The following is a 15855-nucleotide window of genomic DNA, read 5'->3' on the forward strand; positions in this document are numbered from 1 at the left end:
CCTGCCGAGATCACCCGGTCAGGGAGAGCGGCGCGGCGGCGGCGGCGAGGATCTCCTCGGTGCGGGCGGCGATCCGCTCGGCGCGAGCGCGCGAGATCAGCGGGATCGTATGGCCGATCGCGATGGTGAGCGTGCCCCGGAACGTGCTGACCGCGGCGAGCAGCGGCCCGAGGATCGAGGGCGCGGCGGCGAACCCGAAGGCGCGCACCTCGAGCGCTCCGTACGCGTGCTCGACCTCGAACTGCTCGAGCACGCCGAGGTTCGTCACCGCGAGCGCACCGGTGAAGACGTGCTTGGGCAGGAGCGACGAGGTGAGCGCGCGGCCCATCAGCGCGGTCGCGGCGATGATGACCGCGCCCGCGCCCGGCGCGCTGGTCCAGTGCTGACCGGCGTCGATCGCGCGGCGCACACCGTCGGTGGCGTCGCGCGCGAGCGCGAGGGGGTCGCCCGAGGGATCGGTGCGAAGGCGGGTCGAGACCGACGAGACGTAGTAGCCGACGACGTCGCGCGGCATCTCGGGCACTCGCCGTCGCAGATCGACGGGGTGCATGACGTCGAGCACGACCTCGCCGCGATCCATCTCCTTCGCGACCGCCATCGCGAGCGCGCCCGACACCAGGCCGTGCAGCGTGGCGCCCGCGCGGCGGGCGGCGCGCGTGAGCGCCTCGGTGCGCTCGGGGTCGATCACGATCGGGAGGACGCCGACCTCGCTCTCCTCGGGCGTGGCGAGCGCGTCGGGGCGCAGGCGCACCGGCTGGGGCGGACGCTGCATCTCGGAGAGCGCGGCGAGGGTGGGCCGGATGCGGCGCCATCCGCGCACCGGCTCGGGGTAGTACGCGGCCTGTCCGGGGGACTCGACCCGGGGCAGCACGCGCCCCGGCGCTCCGAGCAGGCGCAGCAGATCGCGCAGCACCATCACGCCCGAGCGCCCGTCGCTGACGAGGTGGTGCAGCGTGAGGACGAACGTGCGCTCGTTCGGGCCGTGACGAACGACCTCGAGCACGCCGCGCGGGCCGGCGTCGTCCCAGGTGCGATGGCGGTACGAGAACGAGGCCCAGGCGTCGGGCGCGTCGCGGAACGAGAGCGCGATCGGCGGGGCCTCGCCGAGCACGAGGTGCGTCGCGAGCCCGCCGCGTCGGATGACGCGCGCCGAGAGCAGCGGATGACGCTCGGAGAGCGCGCGCAGCGCGTCGGGGATCGCGCGCTCGTCGAGCTCGCCCCGCACGCGCGCGAGCGCGCTGAAGTCCATCGTGAAACAGCGATCGAGCGCGTCGGTCATGCGCTCGGTCAGGTTCGTCGCACGTGTGCTCGTCACGTCGCGGAGCGTCCCACGTCCGCCGTGCTCGTGCTGCGACCAGGGTGATGTTCGTCGGGGGCCACGCGAGCTCGCATCGTCGCCGTTCACGTCAGCGTCTACGGGCGAGGCGACGACGACGTTTCAGGCCGAGGGCGGCGGCCACGTCGACACACGATTGCGGCCCTTGCGCTTCGCGTCGTAGAGCGCCGAGTCGGCGCGCGCGACCAGCGCCTCCGCGCTCTCGCCGTCGCGCGCCTTCGCCACGCCGACGCTGATCGAGAGGCGACCGAGCGGCTGCTCCTTCGTGCCCGGCAGCTCGATGCCCGCGACCGCGGCGCGCAGCTTGTCGCCGACCTTCGCCGCCTCGTGCTCGTCGGCGCCCGCGAGCACCACGAGGAACTCCTCGCCGCCCACCCGCGCGACGGTGTCGACCTCGCGCACTCCGCCCGAGAGCACGCGCGCGACTTCGACGAGCACCGCGTCGCCCGCGGGATGTCCGCAGCGATCGTTGAGCTTCTTGAAGTGATCGACGTCGATCGCGAGCAGCGACACCGCGTGGCCGAAGCGGCGCGAGTCGGCGAGCGCGTTCGCGAGGCGCTCCTCGAAGAGACGGCGGTTCGCGATCCCGGTGAGCGCGTCGTGGGTCGAGCGCGCCTCGAGCTCCTCGAAGAGCTGCGCGTTGTGGATCGCGAGCGCGACCTGATCGGCGAGCGCCTCGACGTAGCGCGTCTCCTCCTCGGTCAGCGGATCGGTCGGCGGGCGCGTCAGCGCGAGCACGCCGATCATCGCGCCCTTCACCTGGATCGGCACCGACATGAACGAGCCGGTGCGCGGGACCTCGCCCCAGAACGCGAGGTACTCGGGCGCCGACGCGACGTCGGGCACGACCACCGACTCGCCCGTCGCCGCGGCCTCGCCCGAGAGCCCCTCGCCCACGCGGATGGTGCGGCCGAGCACGGTCGTGGGATCGGTGAAGCCCCACGCCGCGCGGATCGCGAGGCGCTCGCCCTCCTGGATCAGCACCGCGACCTCGCGGAAGCGCAGCGCAGGCCCGAGACGATCGACCAGCGCGCGCAGCACCGAGTCGAGATCGTGGCTGCTCGCGCTCTCGCGCAGCACCTCGAAGAGCAACGCGCGCTCGCGCAGTCGCGCCTCGAGCTCCTCGGTCTTGCGCGCGAGATCGGCGGCGAGCTTGCGCTCGCGCCGCGTCGCGTCCTGCTCGCGCCGCGCCTGCGAGCTCGTCGCGGCGATGCGCATCTCGAGGAAGCGCGCGACCGCGTCGAAGCGCTGGGTCGCGCGCCGCACCGCGAGCGCGCTGGCGATCGCGGCGCCGATGCCCGCCCACGTGACGACCACGGGGGCCAGTGGCACCGCGAGCGAGAGCGCGTGCACGACGAGGGCGGCGATCGCCGAAGCGATCGCGGCGCCCAGCGCGGCGGCGAGCGGAACGGTGCGGGCGAGCGAGCGGGCGAGCCCCTCGCGCGTCGCGTGTCCCTGTCGGTCGCCGGGCCCCCCGGCCCCGCGCTCGTCCATCCGAACCAGCACCACGCACCTCGACCCGGAGCCGCGCACCGGGGTTCGCGCGCAACGTCCGCGTCGCGCGCTCCATTTCTTCCCGCTCGTCAGCTCGCACGCCACCCGGGACGTGCAGCCGCTCGCGATTCATACGGGGCGGGTGCGCCCTCGAAACGAGCGCGCGCCGTCGCAGAAATCTCCGAGCACGAGAAGCGGCGAGCACGAGAAGCGGAAAGCCCCGGACCGCTGGCACGGCCGGGGCTCTGCTCTCTCACGGAGATGGCGACGAGTGGAATCGAACCACTGACCTAGCGCGTATGAAACGCCCGCTCTAGCCGACTGAGCTACGTCGCCGTTTCGCTCGTTTTCCGCGGAGTTTTGGGGCCCCGCGGTCGAGGTAGCGGCGGAGTATTGGAGAGAGGTCGCGGGCTGTCAAATCCGATCTCCGGGCAGCGCTCGAATCCTTGCGCGCGGCGCGCCGTTGCGATACCCGCAGCCCTCGTCGTGGCAGGTCCTGCACGCGTTCCTCCGGTGGTCTGGCTCGCGCTCCCGCTCGTCGGGGCCGCGCTCGGTGCGGTGGCCCTCGCGTTCGCCGGCGAAGAGGCGGGCGAGATCGTGGTCGAGACCCGGCGCGACGAGGCGCTCGCGGCAGACGCCGGTGTGTCGCTCGCCGCGAGCACGCCCGAGGACGCAGGAGCGCACGATCCCCGGTTCGCGCCCGACGGCGCGATCCTCGCGGCGCCGAGCGACGAGGAGTACGCGTGCGTGCGCCCGGCCCTCGAGTATCCGCGCGATCCCGCGTGCGACGAGGGCGCGCCCTATCCGCGCTGTCGCTGGCAGCTCCCGACCGGGCGCGAGTCGGGCGGGCTCTGGCGCACCTGGCGCAACACCACCGACGATCATCGGTGGGCGCGGCCCGGGCTCGTCTCGCTGATCGCGGCGTCGGCTGCGGAGTACCAGCGCCGCTGGCCGGGCGAGGTCGTCTCGGTCGGCGATCTCGATGCCGCGGGGCCCCGCCACCAGACCCACGATCGCGGCGTCGACGTCGACCTCTACCTCGAGCACGCGATGATCGCGCAGAACATCGGGGGCGGTCGTTACCCCGACAACTACGCGCAGCGTCCGGCGCGCGAGGTCGAGCTGCTGCGCGCGCGGGTGAGCGACCTCGCGAAGATCCTCGCGACGTGCTCGGGCGGTCGGCTGCGCATCTATTACAACGACCCCGATCTGGTCCGGGACTTCCGCGCGTGGTTCGAGGGTCGCGGGATGCAGAGCGACGTCGGGCCGCCGATGTTGATGCACAACCCGCTGCATCGCTTCCACTTCCACATGACGGTCGCCGAGGATCTCGCGGTGGTTCCCGCCGCGAACGAGTGATCGCCCCGCCGCGCGCGAACTACGAGCGCGCGCGATGGAACGGATAGGCTCCTCGCGCGTCCCAAGCGACGAGCACCCACGGCGCGCGGCGTCACGTGGGTCCGACGACGCGTGACCAGGAGCTCCATGCGCACGAGCCCGCGCTCTCTTCTTCTCTTCGCCCTCCTCCTCTTCGTCCCAGCGCTGGCGCGCGCACAGGACGCCGACGCCGCGGATCCCGCGAGCCCGGTCGGCTACGAGCTCGCGCTGCACGGGAGCACGGCCGCGGAGCGCGGCGCGACGCTGCGCCTGCACGGGACCGCGTACGAGGTGCAGGGCCTCTCCGATCTGCGCCCGACCTCGGGGCTCGAGCTCGACGTCGCGATCACGCAGCAGCGACGGGTCGGTCACGGCCGCGACGTCGTGCTGCGCGCGCACGCGCGGAGCGTCGAGCAGGGGCGGGTGATCATCGAGGTGCCGGTGCCGCTCGAGGATCTCGCGGCGCCGTGGATCGAGGTGCACGTGCATCGCGCCGGGATCGCGGGGCGCACGTTCCGGTTCCCGATGACGCAGCTCGCGGCGCGGAGCGTCGACGTGCTGACCGATCGCAATCGTTATCAGCCCGGAGAGACGGTGCGGGTCTGGTCGCTGGTGCGCGCGGTGCGCGATCGCGCGCCGATCGGGAGCGCGCCGATCGTGTTCCGACTGCACGATCAGCAGGGCACGATGATCGCGGAGCGGCGCACCGAGACCGGTACGTCGGGCGCGGCGTCGGTCGAGATCGTGATCCCCGAGGGCGCGGCGCTCGGGCGGTGGACGGTGCAGGCGCAGGCGGAGGGTGCATCGCTCGCCGCGCGTGCGATCACGATCGTGCGGCGCACCGTCGAGCGGCTCGCGGTGGAGGTCACGCTCGATCGCGAGGTGCTGGAGCCGGGCGCGCCGCTCGGTGGTCGGGTGCGGGTGACGACGCCCTCGGGCACGCCGGTGCGCGGCGCGCGCGTGTCGCTGACGGTCGGCGACGAGAACGCATCGCCGCTCGAGCTGGTGACCGACGACGAAGGCATCGCGGTGATCGATGCGCGCGCGCCGAGCTTCCTCGCGGGCGACGCGGCGCCGCGGCAGGTGATCGCGCGGGTGAGCCACGCCGCGCACGGCACGCTGGTGGGCTCGGCGGCGTACACGCTCGCGCGCACGCGATGGCTGGTCGCAGCGACGCCCGAGGCGGGCGGGCTGGTGCCGGAGATCGACACCGAGCTCTACCTCGCGGTGAGCGATCCCCGGGGGCGGCCGATCTCGCAGGGCGTCGAGCTCGAGGTGCGCGGGCTCGGGATCGCGAACGGTCGCGCGACCGCGCGGACCGACGCGCACGGGCTCGCGTCGGTGCGGGTGCACCTGCCGCGGGGTGCGGCGGCGCGCGCGCAGGGTGGGGCGTGCGCAGGGCAGCCCGCGACGAGCTTCGAGGTCGAAGTGCGCACCCAACCGGCGTCGACGCTCGCGACCGTGTGCGCGCGGGTGGCGCTCGAGGCGGGCGTGCTCGCGCGGGCGCGCACGCCGGTGGTCGCGCCGGGATCGCGAGTGGAGATCGATCTGGTGCGGCGTCCCAGCGCGAACGGGCGCTTGGTGCTGGTGGAAGCGCTCGCGAACGATCGTGCGGTCGCAGCGGCGTGGGGCGACGCGAGCGCGCGCAGCGTGACGCTCGCGCTGCCCGCCGATGTGCAGGGTGTGCTGCGGGTGCGGGCGCGCCCGGTGTCGCCCGCCGATGCGTCGCGACCGCTGGGCGAGCTCGGCGCGGCGCTGATCGAGCGCGGGACGATCACCGCGATCCTGGTGCGTCCCGCGGACGCGTTCGCGCTCGACGTGACGCCCGATCGCGAGCTGCACCGAGTGCGCGAGCGCGCCGACGTCGCGGTGCGGGCGAGCGTGTCTCCGGAGCGGGGATGGATCGCGCTGCTCGCGCGCGACGAGGCGGCGCACGGTGGAGAGAGCGACTTCGCGCTCGAGTGGATCGCGGGCGAGCTCCGCGACGTGCTGCGCGGGCCTTTCGACGCGACCAACGAGCGCTACGTGGGGGCGTCGCTCGCGAGCTCGTTGCCGCTCGACGGAGGGGTGACCCAGCCCGCGCCGCTGGTGCAGGAGCCGTGGGACACGCACGAGAGCCCGACCGGCAGCGCACCGGTGCTCGCGGGCGGCGTGCTGCGCGATCCGATCGCGTCGCGCGAGGAGCTGCGCCGGCGTGGGCTCGCGCCGGTGATGCACGCGATCGAGCGCGCGGTGAGCCAGCTGGGATCGGATCGCGCGGCGCGCGATGCGCTGGTGCGGACCAGCGGCGCGCGTGTGGAGCTGCGGCCCGATGCGGTCGAGCGCGTGGTCGCGATGCATCTGATCGCGCCGTCGCAGGCGCGCACGCTCGGTGGACAGCCGCTGACGCTCGCGATGATCACCGCGGCGGATCCGAGCTTCACCTTCGATCGCATCGCGCGTCGGGTGGCGCGCGAGCGGCTGGTGCGGCTCCTGGTCGCGCTCTCGCGGTTCGCGAACCCCGACGACGATGCGGCGCTGCGCGCGTCGGCGGGGGAGCCGCCGGAGCGCTGGCTCGCGCGGGTGGTGCAGCTCGGGATGGTGCCCGCGGATGCGCTGATCGATCCCTGGGGTCGGCCCTTCGTGTTCCGTCGGGTCGGAGGTCGCGGGCCTTCGCTCGTCGTGTCGTCGCGCGCGGTGGACTACGAGCTCGCGTCGCCCGGGCCCGATGGACGTGCGGGCACCGCCGACGACGTGCGTGATCCCTTCGAGCGCGCGGTGCCGGCGCGCACGCCGTACGCGGTGATCTCGGGTGAGGACCGCTTGATGGAGCAGCTCTCGCGGCTCGCGCCCGGCGAGCGCGTGCTGAGCGCGCTGGTGACCGCGTATCGACGGCTCGGTCTCGCGGCGGAAGAAGAGCGGCGCGCGGGACCGGTGACCGCGACGGTGAGCGAGTCGGACATGCCCGCGGAGGCGCCGCCGCCGATGGCGGTGGCCGAAGAGTCGATGGCGATCGACCAGGCGATGGGAGGCGCCGGCGGCGAGGCCACCGGCTACGCCTACGACGGTCGCGACGACGATGCCGAAGGCGGTCGTGGCCGGCGCGCGAGTCGCGCTCCCGCGCGCGAAGCACCGCAGGCCCAGGCGCCCGCGCAGCCCGTCACGCCCGGTCGCCTCGAAGCGATGGGCTCGGTGGTGCGCGAGGAGTTCCCGGCGACGCTCTTCTTCGTCGGCGAGGTCGCGCTCGATCCCAGCGGTGCCGCGCGCATCACGATCCCGCTCGCCGACGCGCTCACCACCTATCGCCTCGAAGCGATCGGCTGGACGACATCGGGCTGGATCACGGCGGGGCGCGGCCGGGTGCGCGTCGATCAGGAAGCGATGGTCGATGCGCCGGTGCCCCCGGCCGCGCGTCTCGGCGACGTGATGCGCCTCCCGGTGCGCGTGCAGAACCGCACCACCGAGCCGCTGCGCGCCCGCTTCGAGATCACGATCGAGGGCGCGGCCGGGCTCGACGTCGAGCCGCTCGCGCCGATCGAGATCCCGCCCGGCGACTCGCGCGAGGCGATCGCCGTGGTGCGCGCGAGTGGCGTCGGGGAGGGCGCGATCGTGGTGCGCGCGCTGCGCGAGGACGGCACCGCGCTCGACGCGGTGCGCCGGCCGATCGCGGTGATCGAGGACGCACGCCGCGTGGTCGAGCAGCGCCGCGAGCTCGTGGGCAGCGGCGACGAGATCACGATCGACGTGCCGGCGCGCGCGCTCCAGCGCGGCCCCGGCCAGCTGCGCGTCGCAGTCGGCGGCGCGATCGTCGGCGACCCCGCGGAGTGGGCGAGCGAGGGCGACCCGGTGCAGGCCGGATGGGCGCTCGCGATGGCGCGCCGCCCGATGCCCGACGTCGCGCGCGACGCGATCCTCTCGCAGCTCCCCGCCGAGCCCGGCATCGACGAGGGCTGGTTCCGCGGGTGGGATCCGCTGCACCTCGCGACGTTGCTCGGCGCGGGTTGGACGCTGCCGAACCTGAGCGAGGACGCGGCCGCCGCGGCACTGCGCTCGCTCGCGACCCAGCTTCCCGAGGAGGCCGCCGACGCCCGCATCGCGCCGCCCGCGCCCGCGTCGGCGATGCTCGTCGCGCTCGCGCCCGCGATCCGCGACGCCGACGAGAACCCCGGCGCGCGCGACGATCTGCTGCGCCTCGTCGATCGCCTGCGCCGCCTCGCATCGGCCGAGGGTGCACGCGCGAGCGATGCGCCCGCGACCTGGGCCCGCGTTGCGGCGGCGCTCGCGTTGAGCCGTCGCGGCGCCGACGATCCGCGCGCGAGCGAGATGCTGCGCCGCGCCGAGCGCCACGTGTTCTCGACCGGCGATCAGGCGTGGCTCGAGCCCGACGCCGACGACGGAGGCATCGAGCCCCGCGTCGAGCCCACCGCGCACCTCGCGCTCGCGCGCATCGCGATGGGCGAGCCCGCGTCCGCGATGCCGCTCCTGCGCAACGTCGCCGACATCGCGCGCGGCGCGTCGCGCTGGCCGCCTCGGGTGCGCGCGCTCGCGTCGGCCGCCGCGGCGATGCTCACGCGCGGAGCGATCGAGTCGATCGCGGTGACGCTCGACGGGCGCACGATCGAGAGCGCGCTCGAGGGCGGCGTCGCGAGCGCGACGCTCGACGGGCTCGGCGCGCCGGGGACCCATCGCGTCGTCGTCACGCTGCCCGAGGGCGCGCTCGCGCTCGCGACGATCGATCTGCGCTACGCGCTCCCGTGGGACGTCGCCCCCGCGCGCAGCGCGCGTCTCGATCTCGCGTGGACCGGCGAGACCGGCGCGCGCGACGTGCGCTCGGGCTCGCTGCTCACCGTGCACAACCGCGGCGCGCGGGTGATCGCGCGGCCGATCGTCGAGATCGAATTGCCCGCGGGCGCCGAGCTCGACGAGCCGACGCGCGAAGCGATGACCGCGCTCCTCGCCGCACCGCCCGAGCTCGAAGGCGCGACGCTGCGCCTCCACCTGCGCCCGATGGCGCCCGGCGGCTTCACCGCGATCCCCGTGCGGGCGCGGTGGTCGGTCGGCGGCACGCTGCGCGGCCTCGGCGCGAGCGCGTGGGACGATGCGTCCCCGGCACGCGCCGACGTGCGCGCGGTGAGCGTGCTGCCCTCGCGCGAGCTGGTGATCGCCGACGAGGGCCCCGAGCCCGAGCCGCCCGAGGCCGACGCATCGCCGCCTCCCGAGCCCAGACCGCCCGTGCCCATGCCGCGCCCGCTCTGGGAGGTGGCGCGATGATGATGCGTAACTTCTTGATTCTGCTCGTGATCTCGCTCTGCGCCGCGACCGTGTCGGCCCAGAGCGCGGGTCGCACGTCGCTGCGCGGCGCCGAGATCCAGGGCCTCGAGCTCGGGCTCGAAGGGGCGCTCAGCGCGCCGCGCGGCGGGCATCTGCGGTGGCTGCTCACCGCGTACGAAGTGATCGGCACCAGCGATCTGCGCCCCGGTGCCGACGCCGGGATCCAGCTCACCACCGCGCTCGATCCCAGCGCTCCGATGATCCCGATGCGGACCGACGCGTCGGGCCGCGCGACGCTCGAGCTCGCGATCCCCGAGGACGCGCCCGACGCGTTCCCCGTCGTGCTGCGCGTGCTCTCGCGCGGTGTGGTGCGCCGCTTCGAGCTCACGGTCCGCGCGACCGAGCCGCGCGCGATCCAGCTCTGGGTCGCGCGCGCCCAGGTGCCGCGCGAAGGACGGGTGCACGCGTTCGGTCGCCTGAGCGAAGCGCGGACCGGACGCGCGATCGCGAACGCCGAGGTGCGGCTGGTCGCGCGCGACGCGCAGGACCATCCGCTCGGCGCGCCGATCGTGGTGCGCACCGACGCCGCGGGCCTCTTCGCCCACGTCTTCGCGGTGCGGCGCGACGTGGTCGGTCAGGTGAGCATCGAGGCGCGCGCCGAGGACGCCGAGGAGAACGTGGTGAGCGCGCGCGCGAACGCGTTCGTCGCGGAGCCGTCGGCGCCTGCGCTGCTCGTGTCGATCGCGCCCGAGCGCCGCGTGATCGAGCCCGGCGCCGCGATCGCGGTCGACGTGGTCGCGCGCCGTCCCGATGGTCGTCCGGTGCCCAACGCGCTCGTCGAGCTCTCGGGGTTCGAGCACGACGATCCCGGTCGCACCGCGCGCACCGACGCGACGGGTCGCACCCGCATGGCGTGGCGTGCGCCGGCGATCGGCGGTGCGTGGTCGGACGCGACGATCCACGCGACCGTCACGCGCGAAGGGCTCGGGCGGGGCGACGGTCAGGCGTCGGTGCGCGTGTCGCGCGTCGATCACGTCGCGGCGCTCGCGGTCGAGGGCGGCGCGCTGATCCCCGAGATCGGCGGGCGCGTGCGGGTGCGCGTCGTCGATCTCGAAGGACGCGCGGCGAGCGCGGGCGTGCCGGTGCGCTTGTCGGGCCCGCGGCTCGGTGCGGAGCGCACGGCCACGACCGACGCGAGCGGCGTCGCGACGTTCGACGTGGTGCTCACCGGCAGCGATCCGAGCGGGCGCTGCGGTGGTGATGCGCAGGCGGCCGCGACGATCCGCGTCGGCGACGGCGCGCGGGCGTTCGAGCGCGAGGCGTGCTTGCCGCTCGACGTCGACGGCACCGCGCGGGTGCGCGCCGACGAGGTGCGGGTGCGCAGCGGCGCGACGCTGCGGCTCGACATCGCGCGCGCCGCGTCGGTGGCGCGTGCGCCGATCGCGGTCTCGGTGCTGGCGATCGGCAGCGGCGTCCAGCACGCCGTCGTGGCGCGGGTGCTCGCGGCGGGCGAGACGCGCATCGAGCTCCCGATCCCCGAGGACGTCGCGGGCCCGCTGCTGGTGCGCGCACGCCCGATCGTCGATGGCCGCGAGGTGCGCGGCGGGAGCGCGCTGGTGTTCGCGGAGCCGGGCGCGCCGCTCGCGATCGATGCAGCGCTCGACGCCAGCGGGCTCCGCACCGCGTCGACGATGCCCGATGCGATCACCGCGCGTGCCTGGACGATCGCGCTGCCGCTCGACGAGGCGCGCACCCTCGCGCAGACGATGCGGCGCGACGCGCTCGGTCCGCTCGCGACGCTGCGCACCGAGCCCGCGACCGCGAGCCCCGCGCTGATCGCGGGCGCGCTCTCCGCGGCGACGCCGATCGACGTGGGCGCGCCGTTCGTGCTGCGCGAAGGCCGCACGATCCCGGTGCCCACGCCCGACGATCCCGTCGCCCAGGGCCTGCTGCGCGACCCGTGGCGCGCGCAGTCGCGCTTCCTCACCGGGCGCCTCGCGCTGGTGTTCTCCGCGATCGAGCGTCAGGTCGCCGCCGCGGTGCCGGGGCGCATCGACGACGTCGCGGTGCAGACGAACGCGCGCTGGGACTTCAACGCGCAGATCCTCGCCGCGCTGGAGGGCTCGGGCGATCTCGGCGCCGAGGGCGCGACCGGCCTCGGCGGCGAGCCGCTCACCATCGAGCAGCTGCGCCGCGTCGATCCCGCGTTCACCTACGATCGCGTCGCGTCGCGCATCACCCGCGAGCGGCTCTATCGCCTGATGATCGCGCTGCGCCGCTTCGTGCAGTCGAACGGGTTCGATCTGCCGTGGGCACGCCTCGGCGATCCCTCGACCTGGCTGCGCCACCTGCCCTCGATGTGGATCGACGGCGTCGGACAGATCCCGGCGCGCGAGCTCGTCGACGCGTGGGGTCGGCCCTTCGTGCTGCGCGCGATCACCGGTCGCGCCCGCTTCGCGGCGTGGTCGCCGCTGCCCGGGTGGGAGCTCTTCTCGAGCGGGTCCGACGGTGTTCCCGGGAACGGCGACGACGTGGCTGATCCCAGCGCGCGTGTGCTGCCCTCGGGCTCGCCCTACGCCGAGGCGGTCGGCGAGGACGCGCTCGTCGCGCGGCTGCGCGGCGCCGAGCTCGGTCGCGCGACGATCGAGCTGCTGCAGCACGGTGGTGTCGTGCCGGTCTCGGTCGGGAGCGTTCCGTCGCAGCCCGCGGCGGCGGCGCAGCAAGAGGGCGCGCGCCTGTGGAACGACCTCCCCGCCGAGCTCGACGCCGATCCCGAGCCGCTCGCGCTGCGTCGTCCCACCGAGCCCGGCCTCGGCGCGGGTGGTCGCATCGTGACGCTCGGAGAGCGCGTCCCGCTCGAGATCGACGAGGAGCCGCGCACCTGGGGCGCGCTCGTCGTCGCGTTCACGCCCGAGGGCAGCGTCGCGCTCGCCGAAGCACGCGCGCGGCTCGGCGCGCCGCTGATCGTCACCGGCGCGATGCCGGCGCGGCTGCGCGAGGGCGAGCCGGTCTCGCTCTCGCTCGTCGTGACGAACGCGTCGCCGCAGGATCGCCAGCTCGCGATCGCGGTGGGCGGCGCGGCGCCGATCGAGGGCAGCGCCGAGACGCTCGCGCTCGCTGCGGGCACGGCGCGCGCGGTCACGATCGATCTGCGCGGCACCGCGATCGGCGCGGGCGAGGCGACGATCACGCTGAGCGAGTCGAGCGAGCCGATCCGCACCGTGCGCTGGCGCGTCGCGGTCGACGCCGGTCGTCATCCCTGGCGCGTGCGCAGCGCGACCGCGCTCTTCCGCGAGCAGTGGCAGACGCGGCTCGAGCAGCCCGCGGGCGCGACGCGCGCGGTCGCGCGCGTCGTCGTGATGCACCCGAGCGCGCTCCATCGCGATCCCGATCTCGTCGAGCGCCGCGAGCACGACGCGGCGACGATCGCGTGGGCCGCGACGATGGCGGGCGCACCGATCGATCCCGATCTGCGCGCGCGCCTGCTCTCGTCGCAGCAGCCCGACGGATCGTTCACCGGGCACGATCCCGCGGTCGCGACCGCGAGCGCGATCGTCGCGCTCTCCGCGCTCGCCGAGGACGACGACGACGCGGCCTCCGCGCTCCAGCGCGCGCGCTGGGCGCTGCAGTCGACCGGCACCGGCCCCGACGATCTCGCGGCGTGGTCGCAGCAGCTCGTCGCGCTCGCGGCGGCGGGCGTGCCCGATCCCGCCGACGCCGAGGAAGCCGAGCTCGATCCGGTGAGCGCCTCCGCGGCGCAGCTGCGCACCCGCATCCGTCGCTCGCTGCGCCGCGTGCCCGAGGAGCCCTCGCTCCTCGCGCGCCTCGCCGCGGGCCTGCTGCTCGCCGATCCCCGCGACGCCTACGGCCGCGTGATGTTCGATCGTGCGCGCGCCGCGGTCGTCGAAGCGGAGAGCGGCGGCGGGCTCGTGCTGCGCCCGCGCGAGGCGCGCGACAGCGGCTTCGAGCAGCTCTCGTCGACGCTCGCGCTCGCGCTCGCGGCACACCAGCTCGGCGAGAGCGAGCTCGCGGTGCGTCTCGTCGCGGGCGCGCTCGATCGCGATCACGTGATCGCGCGCCGCGGCGGTGAGCCGCTCTTCTGGATGCTCGCCGCGGCGAGCTACGGCGTGCTCGGCGCCGGTGACGCGCCCTCGCTCGCGCTGGTCGCCGACGGTCGCTCTCACGCCGTCGAATTCACCAATGGGATCGCGGTGATCCCGATCGATGCCGCGCGCGAGATCGAGGTCTCGCTGCGCCGCAGCGGGCCCGGCGTGCACGTGATCGCGCGCGCCGAGACGGTGCTCGATCAGCCGTTCCGCGCGGTCGATCGCGCGCCGATCGAGGTCTCGCTCGACGGCGATCCCGGCGACGCGGGGGACGTGGCCGCGCTCGAGCTCACGGTGCGCGCCCGCGAGCGGCTGCCGGGCGGCGTGGTCGTCGAGCTCCAGCTCCCGGCGGGCGTGGAGGCCGACGACGCGCTGCTCGATCTCCTGCGCGGCCGCGGCGCGCTGCACGTCGAGCGGCGCGAGCCGCGCTTCGTGCGCGTCACGCTGCCGGCGATGGAGCGCGGCGTCGCCGCGGTGCTCCCGCTGCCGCTGCGCTGGTCGGTGCACGGCACGCTCGAGGGCCTCGCGGTCGTCGCGCATCCCGCCGACGATCCCGGTGCGATCACCGTGCTCGCACCGCGCGCCCTCGCCGTCGCGCCGCCGCGCGGTCTCGAGTGATGCTCAGAACGGCGGGACCCGGAGGCGCGCATCGAACGGCGCGATCTCCAGGCCCGCCCTGCGCGCATGCACCAGCATCGCGCTCGCGCCGAGCGACACGCCCTCCACGAGCGCGCTCGGCTCGAGCTCGATCATCGCGACCAGCCCCTCGCGGATCGCGTCGCGATCCCCGTCGAAGATCGCCTCCCACACCCGCAGCGCCGCGCCGATCCACCGCGCGTGCTCGGTGCGCTCGAAGCCCTCGTCGGGCAGCGTGTGCGCGAGCTGCGAGTACGGCTCGCCGCGCACCAGCCCGAGCGCGATGCGCGCGTACACCCCGAGGTCGCTCGGAGGGCTCGTGATCCACCGCAGGTCGCTGGCGAGCGCCTCGAAGTTCTCGATGCGCCCGACCCACATCGCCGCGTGCAGCGCGTCGAGCCACGTCGCGTACGTCGCGCGCGCGCCCGGGCCCAGCGCGCGCGGCAGCACGCTCGTGTCGTACGCGTCGTCGAGGAAGAGCTCGGTCCCGTGGCCGTCGGGATGCGCGAGCGAGGTCGCCACCTCGAGCACGTCGGCGGCGTGGAACCCCTGCAGCCGCGCGGTGAGCTCGTCGCCGGCGGCGAACGCGAGCGTCAGGTGGGCGCCCGCGAGCTCGCGCAGCAGCGCCGGCACGTCGACCGCAGCGTCGTCGCGGTCCGCGCTCCGCAGCGCACGTCGCGCGCGCTCGATGACCTCGTGCATGCGCCGCAGTATGCCCTCCCGCGATACGCTGGTGTGATGGCAGAGCTCCTCGTGACCGGGATCGGGACGCTCGCGCTCATAGCGTGGCTCAGCACGCTCGTGCACGCGCTGCTCCTGCTGCCCCATCGCCGCGACGACGTCTCGCTCGGCGCGCTGTTCTTCAGCGGCTGGCGCTTCTACGTGCGCGACACCTGGAAGCCGGAGGGCCACACGATCCATCGCCGCTTCCTCGGCTCGGCCGGGGCGTTCTTCGCCCTCGTGCTCGCCGGGATCCTCACCGGCGTGATTTGCGCTACATGACGTCGAGCACCTCTGGAGGCCACGCCATGTCGATGCGTCGATCCGTCATCGCCCTCGCGACCCTCTCGCTCCTGCTCGCGCTCGCTGCGCCTCGCTCGCGCGCCCAGGAGGACCACGCGGACGACGAGACCGCGGCCGCGCCCGCCGGACCTCCCACCACGCGCGGCCGCGACGAAGCGACCGCCGCGGTCGGTCAGGCGGGCATGACCTTCGAGCTCGGCAGCGGCTTCCGCGTGTTCGTCCCCGCGGGCCTGCCCATCGGCGACTCGCGCCGCATGCGCGTCGCCACCGCGCGCGCCGCGCTGAACCCCGCGCACGTCGCCGAGGGCTTCCGCCGCGTCGGCCCGATCGTCTCGTTCGACGGTGCGATCAACGCGACCCGCAGCCCCGTCGTGATCTCGCTGCGACAGCCGCGCGACCCTGGCCGCCCGGACCTGCGCCTCGTGCTCGCGATGGAGCAGGCGACGATCTGCCGCGAGGGCCTCGACCCGCTCCCCAACGTCGCGAACCTGTGCAGCGGCTGGGAGCTCGTCGAGGCGACCTGGACCGACGGCCGCATCGAGGCGCGTCTTCCCGCGCCCGGCGGCTATCGCCTGGTGTTCGGCACCGTGCCGGTGCCCGCCGCGACCGAGGAGTGATCGCGCCCGCGCGGCG

Annotated in this window: 8 protein-coding genes and 1 tRNA gene; 5 read left to right on the top strand and 4 right to left on the bottom strand. The window is 75.1% G+C overall.

Features of this window, described 5'->3' with window-relative positions:
- Nucleotides 1–10 precede the first annotated feature (10 nt).
- From I5071_RS40200 to I5071_RS40210, 3 genes are all read right to left on the bottom strand, one after another.
- Nucleotides 11–1315, bottom strand: coding sequence for a phthiocerol/phthiodiolone dimycocerosyl transferase family protein (locus I5071_RS40200; RefSeq protein ID WP_236518687.1), 1305 nt, complete (start codon nt 1313–1315; stop codon nt 11–13).
- Between the two features lie 123 nt (nt 1316–1438).
- Nucleotides 1439–2830 (bottom strand): sensor domain-containing diguanylate cyclase, encoded by a 1392-nt coding sequence (locus I5071_RS40205; protein ID WP_236518688.1) that lies wholly within the window; start codon nt 2828–2830, stop codon nt 1439–1441.
- Nucleotides 2831–3092: 262 nt separating this feature from the next.
- A tRNA-Met gene (locus tag I5071_RS40210) sits at nt 3093–3166 on the bottom strand.
- Between the two features lie 150 nt (nt 3167–3316).
- On the opposite strand from I5071_RS40210, the gene I5071_RS40215 reads away from it, so the two are divergent.
- From I5071_RS40215 to I5071_RS40225, 3 genes are all read left to right on the top strand, one after another.
- Nucleotides 3317–4189, top strand: a complete 873-nt coding sequence (locus tag I5071_RS40215; protein WP_236518689.1) for a hypothetical protein — start codon at nt 3317–3319, stop codon at nt 4187–4189.
- A gap of 126 nt (nt 4190–4315) precedes the next feature.
- The gene (locus tag I5071_RS40220; RefSeq protein WP_236518690.1) at nt 4316–9457 is read left to right on the top strand and encodes an MG2 domain-containing protein; all 5142 of its coding nucleotides are present in this window, start codon (nt 4316–4318) and stop codon (nt 9455–9457) included.
- Nucleotides 9454–14181, top strand: a complete 4728-nt coding sequence (locus tag I5071_RS40225; protein ID WP_236518691.1) for an alpha-2-macroglobulin family protein — start codon at nt 9454–9456, stop codon at nt 14179–14181. Before I5071_RS40220 ends, I5071_RS40225 begins: the two co-directional genes overlap by 4 nt.
- 3 nt (nt 14182–14184) lie before the next feature.
- Here I5071_RS40225 and I5071_RS40230 read toward each other — a convergent pair whose 3' ends face one another.
- On the bottom strand, nt 14185–14901 hold the full coding sequence (locus I5071_RS40230; RefSeq protein ID WP_236518692.1) for a hypothetical protein: 717 nt from the start codon (nt 14899–14901) through the stop codon (nt 14185–14187).
- A 36-nt stretch (nt 14902–14937) separates the two neighbouring features.
- On the opposite strand from I5071_RS40230, the gene I5071_RS40235 reads away from it, so the two are divergent.
- On the top strand, nt 14938–15201 hold the full coding sequence (locus tag I5071_RS40235) for a hypothetical protein (protein ID WP_236518693.1): 264 nt from the start codon (nt 14938–14940) through the stop codon (nt 15199–15201).
- 26 nt (nt 15202–15227) lie between these two features.
- The gene (locus I5071_RS40240) at nt 15228–15839 is read left to right on the top strand and encodes a hypothetical protein (protein WP_236518694.1); all 612 of its coding nucleotides are present in this window, start codon (nt 15228–15230) and stop codon (nt 15837–15839) included.
- The last annotated feature ends 16 nt before the right edge of the window (nt 15840–15855 follow it).

The organism is Sandaracinus amylolyticus (genome assembly GCF_021631985.1).
In the GTDB taxonomy this organism is placed as follows: domain Bacteria; phylum Myxococcota_A; class Polyangia; order Polyangiales; family Sandaracinaceae; genus Sandaracinus; species Sandaracinus amylolyticus_A.